Source organism: Pseudoduganella lutea (genome assembly GCF_004209755.1).
GTDB classification, from domain to species: Bacteria; Pseudomonadota; Gammaproteobacteria; order Burkholderiales; family Burkholderiaceae_D; genus Rugamonas; species Rugamonas lutea.
This window is the reverse complement of sequence record NZ_CP035913.1, coordinates 6,021,530-6,040,249: the sequence shown is the minus strand read 5'-3', so window position 1 is coordinate 6,040,249 and position 18,720 is coordinate 6,021,530. Positions and strand designations below refer to the sequence as shown.

At 61.9% G+C, this 18,720-nt stretch carries 13 protein-coding genes and 1 pseudogene; 11 read left to right on the top strand and 3 right to left on the bottom strand.

Translation table 11 applies throughout. The features are described 5' to 3' along the window. Window positions 1–108: 108 nt before the first annotated feature. From tssK to EWM63_RS33090, 10 genes and pseudogenes are all read left to right on the top strand, one after another. Window positions 109–1,449: a type VI secretion system baseplate subunit TssK gene (tssK, locus tag EWM63_RS25545; protein WP_130189043.1), complete on the top strand. Its 1,341-nt coding sequence runs from the start codon at window positions 109–111 to the stop codon at window positions 1,447–1,449. A 57-nt stretch (window positions 1,450–1,506) separates the two neighbouring features. Beyond that, window positions 1,507–2,274, top strand: coding sequence for a type IVB secretion system protein IcmH/DotU (icmH, locus tag EWM63_RS25540; protein WP_130189042.1), 768 nt, complete (start codon window positions 1,507–1,509; stop codon window positions 2,272–2,274). Then, window positions 2,274–5,084 carry a type VI secretion system Vgr family protein gene (locus tag EWM63_RS25535; RefSeq protein WP_130189041.1) on the top strand — a complete coding sequence of 937 codons (2,811 nt, stop codon included), beginning with the start codon at window positions 2,274–2,276 and terminating at the stop codon, window positions 5,082–5,084. Before icmH ends, EWM63_RS25535 begins: the two co-directional genes overlap by 1 nt. Continuing rightward, the gene (locus EWM63_RS25530) at window positions 5,071–6,504 is read left to right on the top strand and encodes a LysM peptidoglycan-binding domain-containing protein (protein ID WP_130189040.1); all 1,434 of its coding nucleotides are present in this window, start codon (window positions 5,071–5,073) and stop codon (window positions 6,502–6,504) included. Before EWM63_RS25535 ends, EWM63_RS25530 begins: the two co-directional genes overlap by 14 nt. Next, window positions 6,497–6,991, top strand: coding sequence for a lysozyme inhibitor LprI family protein (locus EWM63_RS25525; RefSeq protein WP_165390922.1), 495 nt, complete (start codon window positions 6,497–6,499; stop codon window positions 6,989–6,991). Before EWM63_RS25530 ends, EWM63_RS25525 begins: the two co-directional genes overlap by 8 nt. Window positions 6,992–7,102: 111 nt before the next feature. Continuing rightward, on the top strand, window positions 7,103–7,618 hold the full coding sequence (locus tag EWM63_RS25520; RefSeq protein WP_130189038.1) for a hypothetical protein: 516 nt from the start codon (window positions 7,103–7,105) through the stop codon (window positions 7,616–7,618). A gap of 687 nt (window positions 7,619–8,305) precedes the next feature. Next, window positions 8,306–8,881 (top strand): hypothetical protein, encoded by a 576-nt coding sequence (locus tag EWM63_RS25515; protein WP_130189037.1) that lies wholly within the window; start codon window positions 8,306–8,308, stop codon window positions 8,879–8,881. Then, a complete protein-coding gene (locus EWM63_RS25510; RefSeq protein ID WP_130189036.1) occupies window positions 8,878–9,408 on the top strand; it encodes a hypothetical protein in 531 nt (176 codons plus the stop codon). The genes EWM63_RS25515 and EWM63_RS25510 overlap by 4 nt, the downstream gene beginning before the upstream one ends. A gap of 135 nt (window positions 9,409–9,543) precedes the next feature. Further along, a complete protein-coding gene (locus EWM63_RS25505; RefSeq protein WP_130189035.1) occupies window positions 9,544–10,110 on the top strand; it encodes a hypothetical protein in 567 nt (188 codons plus the stop codon). A 5-nt stretch (window positions 10,111–10,115) separates the two neighbouring features. Then, a pseudogene (locus EWM63_RS33090) lies at window positions 10,116–10,813 on the top strand (M949_RS01915 family surface polysaccharide biosynthesis protein). Between the two features lie 87 nt (window positions 10,814–10,900). On the opposite strand, the gene EWM63_RS25495 reads toward EWM63_RS33090, so the two are convergent. Next, complete coding sequence (locus EWM63_RS25495) at window positions 10,901–14,452, bottom strand: pectinesterase family protein (RefSeq protein ID WP_130189033.1); 3,552 nt, start codon at window positions 14,450–14,452, stop codon at window positions 10,901–10,903. Between the two features lie 70 nt (window positions 14,453–14,522). Beyond that, on the bottom strand, window positions 14,523–15,110 hold the full coding sequence (locus tag EWM63_RS25490) for a PEP-CTERM sorting domain-containing protein (RefSeq protein WP_130189032.1): 588 nt from the start codon (window positions 15,108–15,110) through the stop codon (window positions 14,523–14,525). A 324-nt stretch (window positions 15,111–15,434) separates the two neighbouring features. On the opposite strand from EWM63_RS25490, the gene EWM63_RS25485 reads away from it, so the two are divergent. Then, window positions 15,435–17,027 (top strand): EAL domain-containing protein, encoded by a 1,593-nt coding sequence (locus tag EWM63_RS25485; protein ID WP_130189031.1) that lies wholly within the window; start codon window positions 15,435–15,437, stop codon window positions 17,025–17,027. 44 nt (window positions 17,028–17,071) lie between these two features. On the opposite strand, the gene EWM63_RS25480 is transcribed toward EWM63_RS25485, so the two are convergent. After that, on the bottom strand, window positions 17,072–18,661 hold the full coding sequence (locus tag EWM63_RS25480) for a methyl-accepting chemotaxis protein (RefSeq protein ID WP_130189030.1): 1,590 nt from the start codon (window positions 18,659–18,661) through the stop codon (window positions 17,072–17,074). Window positions 18,662–18,720: the final 59 nt, after the last annotated feature.

Sequence of the window (18,720 nt, the reverse complement as noted above, 5' to 3'; positions counted from 1 at the left end):
CCTGTTGAGCCGGGAAAGATGTTATTGTTCCGCCAATTCGAGAAGCAGGTCAACAGGCACGACTTGCCACCAGGAAGGTAACCGGTTAGAACAAGCGGATAACAAAGCATGACAAGTAAAGTTTTATGGGGAGAGGGGCTGTTCCTGCGCCCGCAGCACTTCCAGCAGCAAGACCAGTACCACGAGCACCGGCTCCATCACAGCCTGCGGGCAGTGCATCCGTACGCCTGGGGCGTCAACCACTTGCGCGTCGATACCGATGCGCTGGCCAACAACGTGCTGCGCGTGCTCGACCTGTCGCTGCGCTTCCAGGACGGCGAGCTGGTCGAGGCGCCCGCCGTGGATGCGCTGCCGCCCAGCGTCGACCTGTCGACCATGCTGCAGAACCAGCAGAGCGTGACCTTCTATGCCGCCCTGCCCGCCTTCAAGCCGTTCGGCGGCAACTTCTGCCCGCCGGGCCAGGTCATTGACAGTGCCCGCTACGTGCAGGACAACCGCGATACGCCGGACCTGTACACGCAAGCCGCGCAGGCCCAGCTGGCCTACCTGAAGAAGTCGGTCCGGCTGGTGTCCGAATACGAGCCGCGCGACTCGTACACGAGCTTCCCGCTGCTGCGCCTGCGTCGCCTGGCCACGGGCGGCTTCGAACTCGATCCCGATTTCATTCCGCCGGCCCTGTCGGTGCAGAGCGCGCCGGCGCTGGCCCAGCAACTGCGCCGCCTGCTCGACGCCCTGCAGGCCAAGGTCAGCGCGCTGTACGGCCACCACCGCGAGCCGAGCCGCAACGTGATCGAATACCGCTCCGGCGACATGTCGTCGTTCTGGCTGCTGCACACGGCCAGCTCGGCCTATGCCTCGCTGACGCACTACTTCCACCACCCGGCCCTGCATCCCGAACGCCTGTTCGAGCAGTTGCTCGGCCTGGCCGGCGCGCTGATGACGTTCTCGAAAAGCTGGACCCTGGCCGACCTGCCCGCCTACCAGCACCACGAGCCGGGCCCCGGCTTTGCCAGGCTGCACCTGATCATCCGCGAGCTGATCGACACCGTGATCTCGTCGAAGTACTTCGCGATCGCGCTCGAGGAGATCCGGCCGTCCTATCACCTGGGCAAGCTCGATTCGGGCAAGATCGACGACAAGACGGCGTTCTACCTGGCCGTTTCGGCAGCCATGCCGGCGATGGAGCTGGTCGACGTGGTGCCGGTGCGCTTCAAGGTCGGCGCCCCCGACGACGTCGAGAAGTTCGTGCTGTCGGCCATGCCGGGCGTGCGCCTGCAGCATGCGCCGCAGGTGCCGGCCGCGATCCCCGTGCGCCCCGATACGGTCTACTTCACGCTGGAATCGAAGGGGCAGATGTACGAACGCATGATCAAGGCGCAGTCGATCTCGATCTATGTGCCGATGGGCATGAATGAACTGAAGCTCGAACTGGTCGCCGTCGCTTCCTGACCGCAGTAACTTACCGACTCTGATTTTGCCCCGCATTGCCAAGGATTTGCCCGCCTGATGAACACCATGACCGCCCCTTCCCTGATGGACGCCGCGGCGCCCGCGACCAACGCGAGCGCCGCCCCGCAAACCCTGCTCGACCTGATGTACGACGGCTTCTACGCGCTGTTCATGCTCAAGAACGGCAACGCCCCGCAGCACGACGCCGACTTTGCCGCCCGCATGGTGCAGTTCCTCGACGAGTTCGGGCGCAACGCGAAAAAGCAGGGCGCCTCGGCCGACGACATCGATGCCGCCAAATACGCGTTCTGCGCCGCCGTCGATGAAATCATCCTCAAGAGCGGCTTTTCGATCCGCGACGCGTGGGCGAGAAAGCCGTTGCAGCTGGCGCTGTTCGGCGAACAGCTGGCCGGCGAAAACTTCTTCCACCGCCTCGAGGCCCTGCGCACACGCGGCAGCGCGCACCTGCAGGCGCTGGAAGTGTTCCATATGTGCCTTCTGCTGGGCTTCCAGGGCCGCTATATCCTGGAAGGCTCGGAAAAGCTGAACTACCTCACCTCGCGCCTGGGCGACGAGATCGCCCACATGAAGGGCAAGCGCGGTGGTTTCGCGCCGCATGCGGAACGCCCCGACCAGATCGTCAACAAGCTGCGCAGCGATTTCCCGCTGTGGGTACTGGCGACCGTGTTCACGCTGATCTGCGCGCTCGGCTACATCGGCCTGCGCACCTCGCTCGGCAAGAACACCGGGCAGCAGATGGCTGCCTACAACGACGTCGTCAAGATGGCGCCGCGCGCCGCGAACCTGACCATTACCCTGCCCTGATGGACCTGCAGTCGATGGTAGCGGCGCTTGGCCGCTTTGGTACCGGGCTGTCCCAGCACGCCCGGCTGGTCACGCTTGCCAGCGCGCAGGAGGGCAGCCTGCCCGAAGCGCTGATGGCCGAACGTTTCGCCGGGCGGGAGGCGGTCAGCGAACTGTATGCATTCGACGTGGACGCGCTGAGCACCTCCACGGACCTGGAACTCGATGGCTTCATCGGCGAGGAGCTCACGGTCACCGTGCTGCAGCCGGACGATTCGCGCCGCGCATGGCACGGCATCTGCACGCGCGCCGAATGGCTCGGTGCCGACGGCGGCGTGGCGCGCTACCGCCTGCGCCTGGAGCCGGCACTGGCGCTGCTGCGCCTGCGCTGCGACAGCTACATCTTCCAGGACATGACGGCGCTCGACATCGTCACCGAACTCTTCGAAGACTATCCGCAGCTGCGCTTCGAATTCGACGTGACGCAGGAACTGGCCATGCGCCCCGTCTGCACGCAATACCGCGAAAGCGACTACGACTTCTTTGCGCGCCTGATGGCATCCGAAGGCCTGTCGTGGCGCTTCGAGCATGACGGAGCGGAAGCATCCGGCGACGGCCAGGCACGCCACAAGCTGGTGATCTTCGACAGCCTCGCCGCGGCGCCCGCGACGCCCGGCAACCCGGCAATCCGTTTCCACGGCGTGCGCGCCACCGACACCGACGACGCGATCGACGCCTTCACTGCCCGCCGCCAGGTGCAGGCCAACGCGGTATCGATCAGCAGCTGGGATCCGGAACAGGTGATGGCACCGTCCGCCGAGCAGCAATCGGTGCTCGACGCCGGCGAAGTCCCGCCAATGCCCGTGTTCGACGGCAGCGGCGAATGCATCGCCAGCAGCGATGCCGAGCTTCACAGCCTGTTGATGCTGCACGCGCTGGAGCGGGACAACAAGCTGTTCACGGGGGAAGGCGCGGTACGCCGCCTGGCGGCGGGCCATGCGTTCCAGCTCACGCAGCACGACCGTTATGCCGTCGGCGACAATGCCTTCAAGGTGCTGTGGGTGGAGCACGAGGCACGCAACAACTTCGAACCCGCGCTCGCCGGCGGCCGCCCCGGCGTGGAGCCGGGCACCTACCGCAACCGCTTCTGCTGCGTGCGCGAAGCCGTGCCGCTCGTGCCCGTGGCAACCGCCCTGCCCCATGCCCACACGGCGCTGGGGCCGCAGACGGCACTTGTCGTCGGCACGCCCGATGCGGCAGCGACGACCACGCGCGACCATCAGGTGCGGGTGCAGTTCGCATGGCAGCGAGGCGCCAGTCCCAACGCCGGTGGCCTCGGTCACGACATGGACGAACAAGGCAGCGCCCCGGGCGACGACCGCTCCGGCACGTGGGTGCGCGTGGCCGAAGCGCTGGCCGGCCCGAACTGGGGCAGCCAGTTCACGCCGCGCATCGGCACCGAGGTGTTAGTGGATTTCTTCGAAAACGACATCGACCGGCCTGTCATCGTCGCGCAGCTGTACACGGGCGCCGATGCGCCGCCCTTCGCCGCCGGCGTCGACTCGGGCGCCAACCACGCGGGCACGATTTCCGGTATCCACACGCGAGGCTTCGATGGCGGCGGTTACAACCAGTGGCAGCTGGACGACACGCAGGGCCAGTTGCGGATGCGGCTTGCCACGTCGAGCGCAGCATCCCAACTGAATCTCGGCTATCTGATCGCACAGTCACCCGGCTCGGCGCAGCGGGGCAGCTATCGCGGCAGCGGTTTCGAATTGCGCACCGACGCCTGGGCCGTGGTGCGTGGCGGCGAAGGCGTGTTGCTCACCACCGCCGCACGACCCGGCCAGGCCGCCGGTGTCACATCGACCCAGATGGATGCCGCCGAGGCGCTATCGTCGCTGCAGGCCGCGCAGACGCTGGATACGGCGCTGCTCGACTCGGCCAGTGCCCAGCAGGCGCTGACCAGCGAGGCGGCGGTGAAGGCCCGGAAAGACATGCTGGCATTGCTCGATCCCGAACAAAAGGGTAAGCATGACGGTGCGGTCAATGGCCAGCCGGCGCTCAAGCCCCAGGCCGGCTCGCGCGAGCCCGATGCCGGCTTCCCCGTCGAAAAGTTCGGTGCCCCGCTGGTGGTGATGGATTCGGCGTCCAGCATCAACTGGGCAACGCCGGCATCGACGGTGCTGTTCGCGGGGCAGCAGCTGCACTGGACGTCGCAGTCGGACCTGCACATGGCGGCCGGGCATACCGTGTCTTCCGTATCGGCCGAAGCGACCTCGCTGTACACGTACGAGGGCGGCATCCAGGCGCTTGCCGGCAACGGACCGGTGTCGCTTCAGGCACATACCGACCAGCTTGAGATCCTGGCGGACAAGGAAGTGACTGTCATTTCCGTGAGCGACAGCATCGAGATCAAGGCCAGCAAGAAGATCGTGCTGCAGGCGGGGCAGTCTTCCATCACGCTGGAGGGTGGGGATATTACGTTTGCTTGCCCGGGGAATTTTACGGTGAAGGGTGGGAAGCATGTGTTTGCTGAAGGAAACAATAAGCAGGCGTCAATCCCTCCTCTTCCATCGAAATCTATTAAAGAAAATGTCTTGGAAAGCCTGAAGCAATCGCCAGTACCTGGTGCATCTCAGGTGGTAATCTTAACAAATAGCGCTGGCCACGTCTTGAAAAACAGGCCTTACCGTATCTGGCTCAACAACACAACATATATTGATGGAATAACCGACAGGAACGGTGCGACTGAATTGCTACTGGCAGACAAAGCAAAGGTTTTTGAAATTCAGATTTTAAAACGTCACACTATTCATGAAAACGCATAAAATCATCAAAGGTGAAACCATGGCATCAATTGCCAAGCGGTTTTCCGTAGATATTGCAGATCTTGCCTCTGCTAATAACATTACTGATATCAATAAAATACGTGAAGGTAAATGGCTGCAAATACCTGACAAAAAATTAAAGCAACAGCCTGAGACAACTAAAGTACATCCAATACCTAAAGAAAAAGTAGCACAAGCCGACGAAAAACCGATATCTGAACTATGGGAAGATACGCTTTTCCGAGGTCGCGAAATAGCAGAGAAATGGTTGACTGAGCTGCTTGCGCGGCTGCGTGCTGCGGAGGCCGATGAATACATTCAGGATACCCATAAGGTTCCATTGACTAGTGACAAGGTTCCACCTACACATACTCCCGAACTTCCTAAGAAACCCAATTCTGAAAGCAAGAAAAAGGTTACTGATGTAAAGAAAGTACTGAAAGAAAAATTGGGCAAAGAACCTCATGTACTGACATTCAATGGAGTTCGACTGACAGAGAATGAGAAAAAACAAATTCTGGCCTCTGTCGCAACATGCGAGATGAATTCAGATGGGTTTGGAAGTATTAACTCTGACCAAGAATTTGTGGGAAGAAAAAATGGGAAAAAGGGAATAGAGACAACCTACTCTAGGATTGTCCATATCGGTCTTTCTTACGGGGTCATTCAGTACACACAGGATTCCGGCAGCTTGGGCGACCTTTTAAAGTGCCTACGCGCAAAAAACCCATCATTATTTGCTGAGATCTTCGGTGCGGGATACCCAGAATTCTCCGATGCGCTTATCCAGCTTACAACAACCGGAAGACCAGATCTTGCTCAAAACACACAAATTCCATTAAGCGGGCAAGCATATTGGAATCAAATACATAACACGCCTGCAGGCAACGAATTGAAGATGCTCGCTAATTCACAGTCTGGCTCTCATTTGCCAACGGCAAGGGAAATCCGTGGAAAACGAGTACAACCCATTGCTCCAAGCATTGGTCATCCACCAATCGATTTATGGAAAGGCGAATGGCGGGACAGATTTTTGTCTGCCGGTAAAGTGGTTGACTTTCAAGAGGCTCAATTAGAATACGGTGTAAGAAACTTCATCAATCCAATGCTTTCACTGGCGAAACATAATAACGTGCGTTCCGCCTTAGCGCTGGCGTTTATTGCGGCTTGCAATATTCGCGGTGGCGTAGGGAGTAAGCTTTCCAAGCTGACCTATAGAGTCGCAAAAGAATTGGGACTTGCGCTTCCATTCGTTTCTTCTGAAGATGAACTCGCATGTATGCAGGCAATCGCTGAGGCACATGGTTCAATCGGCGCGGTATCGGTGCATGAGGATGAATCCAGGCGTGCAAAGCGGTTGATAGACGACGAACTGGGCTTTTTAGCAGAGGATTTATATGATATTTCGACATATGCTTAGCATTTACCAACTTGCCGCGGTCGGCTTACTGTTTTTTTCACTCGCAAGCGCTTCTATGTCTGCGCCTCAGCAGTGCAATGACGATTGCGTGCTGCGCAATAGGATAGATGCACAAGACTGCAAGCTAGATAAAACTCCTCTAGCGCGCTGCGAAAGTTACAGTGAATTCATAAAAATCGATGAGAGACTGAATAACGAATATCGTCGACTAATGAATCGGATCTCAGCATCGCAGAAGAAAGATTTACGAGCCGCACAGAGAAACTGGATAGCTTTTCGTGATGAACAGTGTGAAGTTGAGGAAGTTGATGCAAAGTGCGTACATGGCATGTGCTCAGGGGTAGCCCACGACAGCTGCATTTTAGACCTAACTTTACGTCGCACCAAAGAGCTTCGCATTCTTTCAGAAGATCTACAAACTGCTGAGAAACGGGGCTTTTCCTTTTCAAGGGATAGAACTGATCAGGACATTGGTGAACAGCAATAATCGCAATTTTTTCTCTGGGAATTTTAGATATAATAGTGCAATATCATGACCGATATTAAGCCAAGAGATCTGCGGTTCAACTCAGAGGAATAGCCTCCTTCCAAACAGACTATGTCGCTCGTTAAATCTGCATTCTCGTATGGCGCGCTTGTGGGGATCGCATTAAGCGTATGCAGCGGACTCCGCGCAGAAAATAAAACACTCTGCAAGAAGACCGAAGTCTCGTTATTTTCTTGCGGACTTTCCAACTCGAAAGTCGTATCTATCTGCGCCTCAGAGAATGGCGCTTCGAATTATTTAGAATATCGATATGGAACAGCCTCAAAAGTAGAACTTTCCTATAAGGCGGATGCGGAAGATAAAAAAAATGTCTTTCACCGCGCGGAAATAACCTATGCGAACAATGCGGAAGATACAATCTGGTTCCATAATGGTCCGTTCATGTACAGCATTTTCATGCCAGCGCGGGGAATTCCTGGAATTGAGGTTTCTCGAAACAAAGACGTTATTGCTCGACACGAGTGTGCCGATGGCTGGCGTGGCGCGTGGCGCAAGCCAAGCAAAGATTCACCCCTCATAATTGACCATGGATCAGGCGATAGCACCAAGTTTGAGAGCCTCTGGTAGTTCAACTCGAAACACATTGACGGACCTGCGTGGAGCCCGTGAAGGTGAAGCTTCGATGCGCCGGGACATCGGAGTATGCTGTCAATATCAGCATCCTCCCGTCGAAGTTCGGGCCAGGTCCGTTTGTAACGGAAGCGATGTTGACACTTGAAGACGCCCCATCCGACTACCCGTTGGACATTGACCTGTTATCTGACCGTCCGCTGACGGGTACGGTGTTCATGCCTTGGCTGGAGCTACAAAATGCCGGAAACGACGCGGCCCGGGCATGGCCGATGGCTCTTCGTCGGCTGGCATACGGAACTAACGTGTCGCTAACGTCGGAAACCGTCCTGTTCAACTCAGCGCCTGGGAAAAAAGCGAAGGTTCTGCCCAGAGGATCGACCTGGTCGATCGTACTTGTTCGATGGCGCCGATCGCACCCGGCACGGCCTGCAACGTGACTTTCCGTATTACGCCTGGCGCTTTGCTATCGAGAAAACACGTGTTCTGGGGAGCTACCGGCATCGATGGTCGCGGCTATTTCACGATCCATGCGAACGTCGAAGACGACAACTCCGTGCCCGATGTCACCCTGCAGAACCAGTAAGCAAAACGGCATTGCGGCGGCCTTGCATACCTGCCGGGCGCTCGGCTGGGCCTGTCTGAAGCCTGAAACCTCATTGAAACGATCAAACGGTTGACACAATGATTTACGCAATCCGAGCCGTGCCGATTCTACTGCTCGCAATTGGATGCACGCCTCCTCCGCCAGCAGAGTTGAAGCTGAGAGACGTAATCGATCACTCGTATCACTACGATGTATATTTTGATTCGAATATCGATCTCCTGAGCATCCCCTCCGGCAACCGTTACCAAAAGCCTTTTTCGACAAATTTGATTTGCTCGGTCGCAGATACGCAGGATTTCAGTCCGGAACAGGATTTGGAAAACCCTGCAAGTGGCATTGTTAATTTAGTAAGCGTGCAGGAATCAGGCGCAAGAGGTAAATATCTGTTCAAAGCACATTTGGTATTTTCCCACATCGTTCCTGACACCACCCAAGCTAAATCGATCTCGTCGAACTCCGAGGTGGAAGAATTACTGGCATCACATACCCGAATTGCCTGCAAGGTCCGCACACTGCTATACTATGGGCCAGCCTATTATAGCAATATGATCCATATATCTGTCGATCACGTAAAAGAATTGGCAAGCAAAACGGCGCTTGAGGAAAGAAAATTCGACTTGCAAGAATACCGCCAGCGTAAAAGGCATCCATGAGCCAAAACTTCAGCGCAACGCGCATCTTCCAAACGGCCTTTATCGGCCGGTGGCAATATCTTATCTTCCTCTTGACTTTAGGGCTTGTCGGGTGCCCGACTGCGGGCAGCAGGATGTCATCGAACCTCGAAGAGATTCGTGAGCAAATCGCACTCGACATTCCGGCTTCCAGCGGACGATGGGAATTTTTCGAGACGCCGGAATATAGGGGCGGGCTACCTGCCCCCACGGACTATGTCACCCTTGTGGTAGAACTGGATAACGTCGCACCGGAATGGATAGCGGCGCGGGCGCAAAAAGCCGACATGCTATGGGTCGTGCCCGAAGTTTCACGCCCCTGGCTCTCGGCTGCATCGAAGGCTCTACTCGCACGCGCGAAATTGGGAAAGATAGCACTTGCCGGCGGTGACAACTGTCACCGTTATTCGACGCAGGTACGAAAATCCGGCAGCGTCGTCGAGGGATTCACCTGCGCGCATGGCAGCAGTGTCCTTGTCTACCTTACCGTGACCCAGCCTCAAACATGATGTGATTGGAACAGGCGATGTTCTCAAGTCCGATCGCACCACCCACTTCTGTAAGCGGTCAGTGTGTCAACCGACCCATCAGCAGCGGCGGCTTCGCCAAGGTTTCGTCAGTTTCCGGCACACCCTTCTTCGAGAATGAAGAACATCTACCATCTCATCCGGCTTCTCCCCACATTGCTCCTTGCTGCGGGATGCGATTCGCACCCGCCACCCAGGCTGCAGCTCGTGGACGTCGTCAACGCTCCTCATCCTTATGAGGTGTATTTCGATGCCGACGTCAATGTTCTGGAGCTGCACGAGGGCAAACGCTATCAGTCGGTGACTTCCAGGATGTTTGTTTGCTCGCTCGAAAAGGAACCCGCATTTGAACCCGAATCCGATTCGCGCAGCCCGGCACGGGGCCTGGTAGAGCTTGTCGGGGAGCGCGTCGACGGCGGCAAGAAGGTCTTCCGATTCAAAACGCGGCTGCTCTTCGACAAGGTCATTGGCCCCGGCCAGATGCACTCGATCATGTCGAACGATGAAGTCAATGCATTGCTGGCCCCGCACTCGCGGATTGCGTGCAAGGTGCGCGTGCTGGTATTCCTGGGGCATGTGTGCTTGAGCGAGATGCTCTACATTCCCACCAGCCTATTCAAGCTGTCGTCCGATGAATCGTCGCAACGCAGGCAAGCCGGGTCGTTGGCGCCCGGTGAACGATGACGAACATGCGCCAACGCCGCCCATGTCAGCACCGCCTGGCGAGTATCGTGCTCGGTACCGCCCTATCCCTGTGCGGCCACGCCGCGGGCGGCTATACGGGCGCCGATACCAGAGCTGATACAGGCATCGGCAAGCCGCATGCCGTGGACGCCCGCTACCTGGCCAGCCACGCAATAGCGGTCGACGGCAAGCTTGCCGGCGCCTGGCGCATCGGCGACCGTGACGGAGAACACATCCTCGTGCTGGTCCGGAAAGCCGGCCCCTCCCCTTCCGAACCGCATTCCGGTCGGATCGAAAAGATCGATCTCGCGGCGCATTTCTACAAGCGGCCCGGATCCGGAACATGGCAACAGGAATGGACGATCCGCGATGGCAGCGATTGCCCTGGCCTCGATGTGGCCGGCGGTTTCTTCACAGAACACGTCGCTTTCACGGACCTGAACAGGGATGGTCGCGCCGAAGTAACCGTGCCTTACCGCCTGTTCTGCGGCGGCGGCATCGATCCGCACACGGTGAAGGTGATCCTGCGTGAAGGCACGACGAAGCTGGCCATTCGCGGCGAATCGGTCGTACGCCATCCTGGGCAGGCGCCCTTGGCGGCGCGCACCAGCACGACAAAGCGCTACTCGCGCCGGAACGGGCAGCCTACAAGCGGCATATGGATGCGGTGTGGCGGAATGTATCGGACCGCTCGCGCAAGTAGCCAGCGCAACGCAGCTTGCGGATTCCTCCGAGCCGCATCCGGCAGGCCGTTGCGCGCGCACCCCACCATTCCGTCACACCCGCCACATCACGGCTGCGGATCCCAGCCGGCACCGTTACCAAACGCCGCGAACACCTTTGCACGCGTCGAGAATCCCGCTTCCACGTCGCTGGCACTGAGCTGGAAGCCGCCGACGCGGCCAGCAAGGTTGACCGGCGCGCCGGCCAGGTCGGTGGTGCCGTATTCGCGCCAGCCGGAGGTGGCGTTCGGTTCGACCGGGTTGGGCGCCGGCTGGCCGTTCACACCGAGGCCGGCCCAGCCCACCGGGGCAACGTGCCGGTCCATGCGGCAGTTGATGAAGGCGATGTTGTCCCAGCTCGACGTGCCGCCCGGGCTGCGCGCCAGGTAGGTCGCGCCGTCCGGCACGTCGCCATGCAGCGGGCCCGGGCCGGGGCCATGGGTCAGCGTGCTGTTGAGGAACACAAAGCCCTTGTCGGTGGCCGTCGGCACGCGCGCCTGCAGCACGTAGCCGCCGCCCGTGGCGCTGGTGGTGTCGCCCACCGAGCGGATCTCGCTTTCCTCGAACAGCGCGGCGCGGCTGCCGCCCCAGATGAAGTCCACGTTGCCCGCCACGAGCGTGCGGTAGAACCACGACCAGCCTTTCAGGTTCAGCGTGTCCTGCTCGCTGTGGAAGGCTGCGTCCTTCGCCACCAGCCGGCCGCCATCGCTGTTGAAGTACAGCGTTTCGGCCTGGGCCGAGATCGATGGCGAGCGCAGTGTCGTGTTGTTGAAGGTCAGCGTTTCGAGGCTGAGCATGTCGGCCGCTTCGACCAGCATGATCGAGCGTCCGCCGCGGGCGCCGCTGGTGCTGGCCCCCTGGCTCGAACCGGTACCCGAGTTCAGCGAATCGTTGTTGGTGTAGCGGATCACCGTGCCGTCGCGGCTCTCGCCCACGATGCGCACATTGTCCTTGTTGCGCAGGTAGAGCAGCTCCCGATAGGCGCCGTTCTTCACGCGGATGGTGACCGGTTCTTCCTTGGCGAAATAGCGCATCGCATGGTTGAGCGCTCCCTGCACCGTGCGGAAATCCGCAACGCCATCGTCGTCGACCGTGACGGTGTCGCCTGCCGGCGCGTCGCCGCGGGTGGTGAACGACCAGCCACCCAGCCTGCCGATACCGGCGAACGGCACGCCGCCCAGCGTGGTGCCGGTGAACACGCCGTCCGACACGGCAACGTAGTACTCGGTGCCGTACTCGAGCTTGTTGCTGTGCAGCTTGATCGTTGCGGCATTGCCCTCGATCGTGATCGGCGTCGTGTTCACCTTGCGCACCATGTCCTGGCCTGCATAGCCGATCGTGTCGGTTTCGCCCGTCAGGCGCACCACGTCGACCAGCGCATCGTCGGCGCTGCGGAACACGCGGATGCTGCCGCCGCTGCCCAGCACGGGCGGCTTGTCGAACACCAGCTTGAGCGACAGGTCGACCGGCTCGCTGCCGGCCTGCACGGCAGGATAGGTGGCGTTGTCGAGCTGGTAGGTCTGCGTCGGCTGCACGAAGCGCGGCGCGATGGTGGCGGCGATCGTGCGCGTCAGCAGCGGATCGGAGCCGGACGTGAACACGATGTTCGCCGTGCCGGAACCGACCGCGGTGATCGTGGCGAGGTTGCCGTCGAGGGCCACCGAGGCCACCGCCGGGTTGCTCGATACCGCTGAGTAGCTGTCGGTGGTGCTGTCCGGCGCGCGGGCATTGACCTGCACTTGCAGCGGCACGTCGCCCGCTTCCGCGATATACGTGGTGACGGCCGGTTCGAGCGTGAGCTGCGCGGGTTTCAGGGCCGGGTCGCCAATGCGCACATCGTCGATCTGGAACGACTTGTTGGCCGTGTACAGGCCCACCAGGCCGCGCGCGGCAAACGCCGTGTCGGTGACCGAGCCGAGGTTTTCACCATCGAGGTAGACGGTCAGCGTGCTGCCGATCATCTCGAAACGCACCGTGTAGAACGGACCATCGATGGAAATGGGCTTGCGCACCTGTTTCGGGCGGCTCAGCGAACCGGCGAACATCTTCGCGATCTCGACCTGCGTGCTGGCGGTGCTGTTCTGCACGTTCAGGCCGCCGCCATACCAGTTCTGCGAATCGACATAGCGCGTCACCAGGTACAGGTGCTTGTTGCCGGTGGTGCCGTTCGTCATCGGGCGGATGCGCGCCTCGACGAAATAATCGCCGGACGGCACCTTGTCCAGCGCGGCCGGCTTGATGAGCGCAAGCACGCCGCCCGTGGAGGCGGCCGTGTACTGCAACACCTTGTTGGCGCTGCCGGCCACTTCATCCTGCACGCGGAAGCTGCCGTTCGGGCCGGGCGCGGGCAGCAGGTCCCATTTCGCCGCAGTACCACCCTGGAAGTCGTCGCAGAAGTACAGGCCGGAAGCCGGGCACACGAGGCTCGGGCCGGTATCGATCGTGGTGCTGCCGGTACCGGTGACCGCGGTTTTCAGCTTGCCCCCGCCTGCCTGCGCCAGCGCATTCGCCTTGACCAGCGCCACCGGCCGCGGGCTGTAGGCATACGGCGGTGTCCAGCTGACGGCGGCGGAAACGCCGCAGGTGCCCAGCACCGCCGCGTTCAGCAACGAGCCGCTGTCCTTGAACGCGCCGGCGATGGCGCCGGAAAAGTCTTTCACGACGTCCGGGCAGGCCCGCGCGCCCGCCACTTCGAACACGTTGTTGTTCGACAGGATCTTGGCCGCGGTGCCCACGCCCACGGCATAGCTCACCGGGTACACGGCATGCGAGCGGGAGCCGGCATAGTAATTGTTGAACAGGTGGACCTGGCCGAAACGCACGCGCGGTGCGCGGCTGGCCACGTCGCGGAACACGTTGTTGCTGAAGGTGACGCGCAGCTTGCCTTCGTCGCCGGTCGCGCCGTCGCTGCCGCCGACCAGGTTGTTCTTGTTGTGCTTCTCGAACAGGTTGTACGACACGGTCACGTAGTCGGAGCCGTTGGTGATGTCGAGCGCGCCGTCGTGGCACTGCCTCACGTGGCCATTCTCGATGGGCAGCAGATCGTCCGTCACCGGCGCATCCGTGAAGCTCACGTGGTCGACCCACACGTGGCTCGAACCCGAGATGCCGATGGCGTCGAATGCCGAATTCCAGTTGCCGGACGAGCCATCGGTCGGATCCCACACGGGGCCCACGTCGCAGGGATTGGCCACCTTCAGGTTGCGGATGATGACCTGCGAAACGTTGGACACGACGATGTGGCCATTGACGATGCCGGCACCGGCATCGGCGCCGATCAGTGTGGTGTTGCTCTTGAGGCGGATGGCGCCGCGCGCGGCCTGGTCGGCGCTGCTGGCGTAGGGCTGGCCCTCGCTCATGTCGATTGCGCCGGCCACCTTGATGATCTTGGCCTCGGCGCCGCCGTTGTAGATCGCCGCGAGCAGCTGCGCGCGGTTGCCGACGGTGTAGATCTGCGCGGCCGGAGCGCTGGAACCGCCCTTTGTGCCGCCGCCCTGGCTGGCCCACCCGTCGGATGGCGCGTGCTGGCGCGCCGGGTCGACGGGATCGGCGGTGCGGCCGGGCACGGCGCACGACAGGAATGCGGCGCACAGCGCCGCCTTGAATGCAAGATGTCGCATGTAATGCTCCTTGATGGAGGAACGGATTGTGGTGCGGGCCGGGCCCGCGGGTGCGCTGCCGTGGTGGCGATCAGCGGCCGCCAGGCGGGCGTCCCGTGCGCATGCGCCGCGTGAAGCCGAGGCCCACGAGGCCGGCGGCCAGCAGCGCGATGCTCGACGGCTCGGGCACCGCCGCGGCGGTGCTCACCTGTGCCGTCACCGAGCCGAACTCGTTCCACTGCACGCCGGCGAGGTCGAGGGCGATGGTGTGCGCATCGACGATCGACAGGCCGGGCATGCCGCTGGCGCCGTCCGTGCCCACGAAGGTGAAGGCGCTGATCGGGCTGGCCAGGCTGGTGCCGAAATCGAAGCGCATGCTGTAGGCGCCGGCCGGGATCGCGCCATTGGCGATCACCGTCAATGCGCCGCCGGCGGAAAAATCGATCCCGAACAGGAAGTCGTCGGTCAGGAATTCGACACCGCTGTTGGTGGGATCGAGCGTGCTGGTGTTCGTGCCCGGACCGGTGACGAAACCGTGGTCCAGGCCGAGCATGCCGGTGGCGCTGCCGTTGTAGGTGGCCGTGATCGTGGCGTTCTGCAGCGGCAGCACGCCCGCATGCGCGGTGCTGATGGCCAGGGCGGCAAGCGCCACGGCCGTGGATAGGTGGTGGGTGTTCAAGCGTGTCTCCGATCTGTTTTTATGATGTCGGGAGCGCCGCGGGGAGCGGTCGCCGTGGAACACCTCGCGTGTCCCGCGCCGCTTCGAGGGTGGCCGGGCCGATGGCGGCCTGGCCTTGGTCGAAGGCGGTCAGTCATACTTGTTGCGGCCGGATGTTGCAATAAAACCAGCTCATCCGGTCAGGCCCATTCTAGATTGGTCAGGCCGATTTGACAATATCTTTGCGTGCGAACGTTGTACTGCCATCCACGTGGCCTGCGCGTCCTATGCGCCGCCTGCAAGAGGCCGGTGACACAATCGAATGCCTGACCGGATTGAGCGCCCATGAAAAAAGTACTGGTAATCGCATTGACCGCCGTCGCCGTGACAGCGGCGATCGTGGCCCCTGTTTCGCTGGCGATCCATGAGGCTGGCCGGCAAGGCTTTCACGGCGAGGCGGCGCAGGCGCTTTGGTACGCACGCGATGTCCTGCACAGGACCAGCAAGACAGCGCAACAGGTCGAAGAAGGCATTGGCGCACTCGTGCTGGCGCATGGGGCTGCTCCCTGCACGCCGCAGAGCATCGACCAGATGCGGGAGATCGATCTGCGGTCGAGCTACGTGCAGGCGATCGGCCACGTTGCCGGCGATGCTTTCGAATGCTCTTCTGTCAGCAACTATGACGAAGGCTTCAATATCGGCCCGGCCGAGCTCGAAACCGCCGGCGGCCTGAAAGTGCGCCGCAACGTGACCTTTCCCATCGCGCCAGGCCACGAATATCTGGTCCTGGAACTGAAAGGTTTCGCCGCGGTGCTGCACAAGGACCTGCCGATCGATACGTCGATGACCCAGCGCGGGGTAGTCCTGGCGGTGAGCCTGCTCGCGCCCCGGATGGTGCTGGTGTCGCACGGCGGTGTCCACACGCGCTGGCTCGACCAGCTGGGGCGGCAGGGGGAAGCGACATTTGTCGATGGCGGCTACACCGTGGCGGTGGTCCGTTCCAGGCGTTTTAATACCGCTGCGCTGGCAGCGATTCCCGCCAGCTACCAGGCGGCACGGTCCCGCGAAATCGCCTGGCGCCTCGTGCCGGCCGGCGCCGGCATGGGCCTCGTGCTGGCCTTCGTCATCGTGATGCTCGCACGCCGTCAACTGGCCCTGCCCGCGGCGATCCGGGCCGGCTTGCGCCGGCACCAGTTCCATGTCGCCTACCAGCCCATCGTCGACCTGGGGACCGGGAAATGGGTCGGTGCCGAAGCGCTCGTGCGCTGGCGCCGGCCGGGTGGCCCGGTGATCAGTCCCGACGAGTTCATCCCGGCTGCCGAACAAAGCGGACTGATCGTGCGCATCACCGACCGCGTGCTCGAGCTGGTCATGAACGAGGCCGGCGCGTTCCTGGCGTCCCATCCGCATTTTCACATCGGTGTCAACCTGTCCTCGGCCGATTTCCACACGGGCGACCTGATCGAACGCCTGCAGGCCGCCACCGGTCGGGCCAGCCTGCCCCCGGGCAGCCTGATGGCCGAGGTCACCGAGCGCGGGCTGCTGGACAAAGACGTGGCCGGCCCGATCCTGTCGGCGCTGCGCGGGCAGGGCTTTCCCATCGCGATCGACGACTTCGGCACCGGCTATTCCAGCCTGTCCTACCTGGAATCCCTGCCGCTCAACTACCTCAAGATCGACCGTTCGTTCACGGAGGCGATCGGCACCGGGGCCGCGACGAGCCAGGTGGTTCCGCACATCATCCGCATGGCCACCGATCTCGGCCTGCAGATGATCGCCGAGGGCGTGGAAAACTCGGTACAGCGCGACTTCCTGCTTGAGCGTGGCGTGCAGTTCGCGCAGGGCTGGCTGTTCGGCAAACCGATGCCGTTCCCGGAATTTGTCGCCATGATGGACGAGCAGGCCGCGGCCGTGCGGGCTGCCCCAACGCCGTCGTAGAAAAGTATGTGCGCAATGTCCCGGACCTGCGGCCCCCCGAGGGTTCAGCCCAACAGCGGCACCAAAGCGGCGGGTGGCAGTTCCCCGGCACCCACGCGGAACTGCCGCATCAGCGTGCTCAATACCTGCGCCTGCTGCCGCAGCAAAGCCGATGCCGTGGCAACCTGCTCCACCAGCGCGACATTGTTCCGGGTATCCTGCTCGAGGGCCGCCACCGCGTCGTTCATCTGGGCGATGCCGTCCGTCTGCGCGTGCGAGGCGCTGCCGATCTGCGCCATGAGCGAGCTCACGCCACCGACCCGGTCGAGCATCCCGGCCATCGTCGCCTGGGCGCCGGCGGCGATCGCGGCCCCCTCCCCGATCGTTGCCACCGATGCCGAGATCAACACCTTGATTTCACGGGCTGCGGTCGCCGAGCGCTGCGCCAGGGCCCGCACTTCGCTGGCCACCACGGCGAAGCCGCGGCCCTGCTCACCGGCGCGAGCGGCCTCGACCGCTGCGTTCAACGCCAGGATATTGGTCTGGAACGCAATGCCGTCAATGACGGCGATGATGTCGACGATCTTGGCCGCCGACCGGCTGATGCCGTCCATCGTGTCCGTCACCTGGGCGATCGCACTGCCGCCCTGCGCCGCGACATCGGCCGCGCCCTGCGCCAGCCGCGCGGCATCGACGGCCTGGGCACCATTGGCGCGCACCGTCGTCGCCAGTGCGTTCAGCGCGGCGGACGTTTCTTCCAGCGTGGCCCCCTGGTGTTCCGTGCGGCGCGACAGGTCGAGGTTGCCGTGGGCGACTTCGGCGGAGGCCGCATCGATCGCCGCCGCGGCATCGCGCACGCCGCTGACGGTGCGGGCCAGGCGCCGCGCCATGTCGTTCAGCGCGTCGAGCAGCTCGCCAAGCTCGTCCTGGCGGGCATGGCCCATGGTGCCGGCAAGGTCGCCCACGGCGGCGCGCTTGGCGAACGCGACAGCGTCCCGCAATGGCACCACGATGCTGCGCGTGAGTGCCAGCGCCAGCACGGCGCCGGCCACCAGCGCGAGCAAGCCAAGGCCGCCGAGCAGCATGCGCATCGCCACGAGTGTGGCATGCGAATCGTCCGACACCTGCCGGGCCGCCCGCGCCTGGTGCGCGAGTAGCGCATCCAGTGCGCCCATGTAGGCCGCCAGGCGCGGCTCGAAACCCGAACCGACGAGCTCATCGACCTGCTGGGTGCGGCCCATGTCCTTCTGCCGGAAGATCTCGTCGCGCACGGCCTCGAAACCCTGCTGCTGCTGCCGCGTGGCGGCGATAAGCGCGACTTCGCTGGCGTCGATCTGGAGGCTTGCCTGCTGTCGCAGCAGGCGCTTCGTCACCGTTTCGCCATCGGCGAGCTGCCGCTTGAACGCGTCGGCCACTTCGAGGCTGTCGCTGCGGGCGATCGACAGCGCGCGCAGGGCGTTGAGCTGCTCGCTGGCGCGCAGCTCGATCGTCAGCCGCTGGCGCGCAAGCTTGTCGTCGACCAGCAGTTCGGCATTGCTGGCCACCTTTTGCAGGGACCAGAGAGAAGTAACTGTTACCAGCCCCAGCATGGCAAGGATGGCGGCAAAGGCGGCAACGACGCGGGAGCCGGTACGACGGCGAAGCAAGTTCAGCATGAGGATTTGTCAGGACGTGGGTGAATGTGTCAACGCGTCGACGGCACTGGCGACCGCGC

Coding starts and splice junctions, on each gene's coding strand:
- tssK (WP_130189043.1), top strand. CDS start 109: ATGACAAGTAAAGTTTTATGGGGAGAGGGGCTGTTCCTGCGCCCGCAG.
- icmH (WP_130189042.1), top strand. CDS start 1,507: ATGAACACCATGACCGCCCCTTCCCTGATGGACGCCGCGGCGCCCGCG.
- EWM63_RS25535 (WP_130189041.1), top strand. CDS start 2,274: ATGGACCTGCAGTCGATGGTAGCGGCGCTTGGCCGCTTTGGTACCGGG.
- EWM63_RS25530 (WP_130189040.1), top strand. CDS start 5,071: ATGAAAACGCATAAAATCATCAAAGGTGAAACCATGGCATCAATTGCC.
- EWM63_RS25525 (WP_165390922.1), top strand. CDS start 6,497: ATGCTTAGCATTTACCAACTTGCCGCGGTCGGCTTACTGTTTTTTTCA.
- EWM63_RS25520 (WP_130189038.1), top strand. CDS start 7,103: ATGTCGCTCGTTAAATCTGCATTCTCGTATGGCGCGCTTGTGGGGATC.
- EWM63_RS25515 (WP_130189037.1), top strand. CDS start 8,306: ATGATTTACGCAATCCGAGCCGTGCCGATTCTACTGCTCGCAATTGGA.
- EWM63_RS25510 (WP_130189036.1), top strand. CDS start 8,878: ATGAGCCAAAACTTCAGCGCAACGCGCATCTTCCAAACGGCCTTTATC.
- EWM63_RS25505 (WP_130189035.1), top strand. CDS start 9,544: ATGAAGAACATCTACCATCTCATCCGGCTTCTCCCCACATTGCTCCTT.
- EWM63_RS25495 (WP_130189033.1), bottom strand. CDS start 14,452: ATGCGACATCTTGCATTCAAGGCGGCGCTGTGCGCCGCATTCCTGTCG.
- EWM63_RS25485 (WP_130189031.1), top strand. CDS start 15,435: ATGAAAAAAGTACTGGTAATCGCATTGACCGCCGTCGCCGTGACAGCG.
- EWM63_RS25480 (WP_130189030.1), bottom strand. CDS start 18,661: ATGCTGAACTTGCTTCGCCGTCGTACCGGCTCCCGCGTCGTTGCCGCC.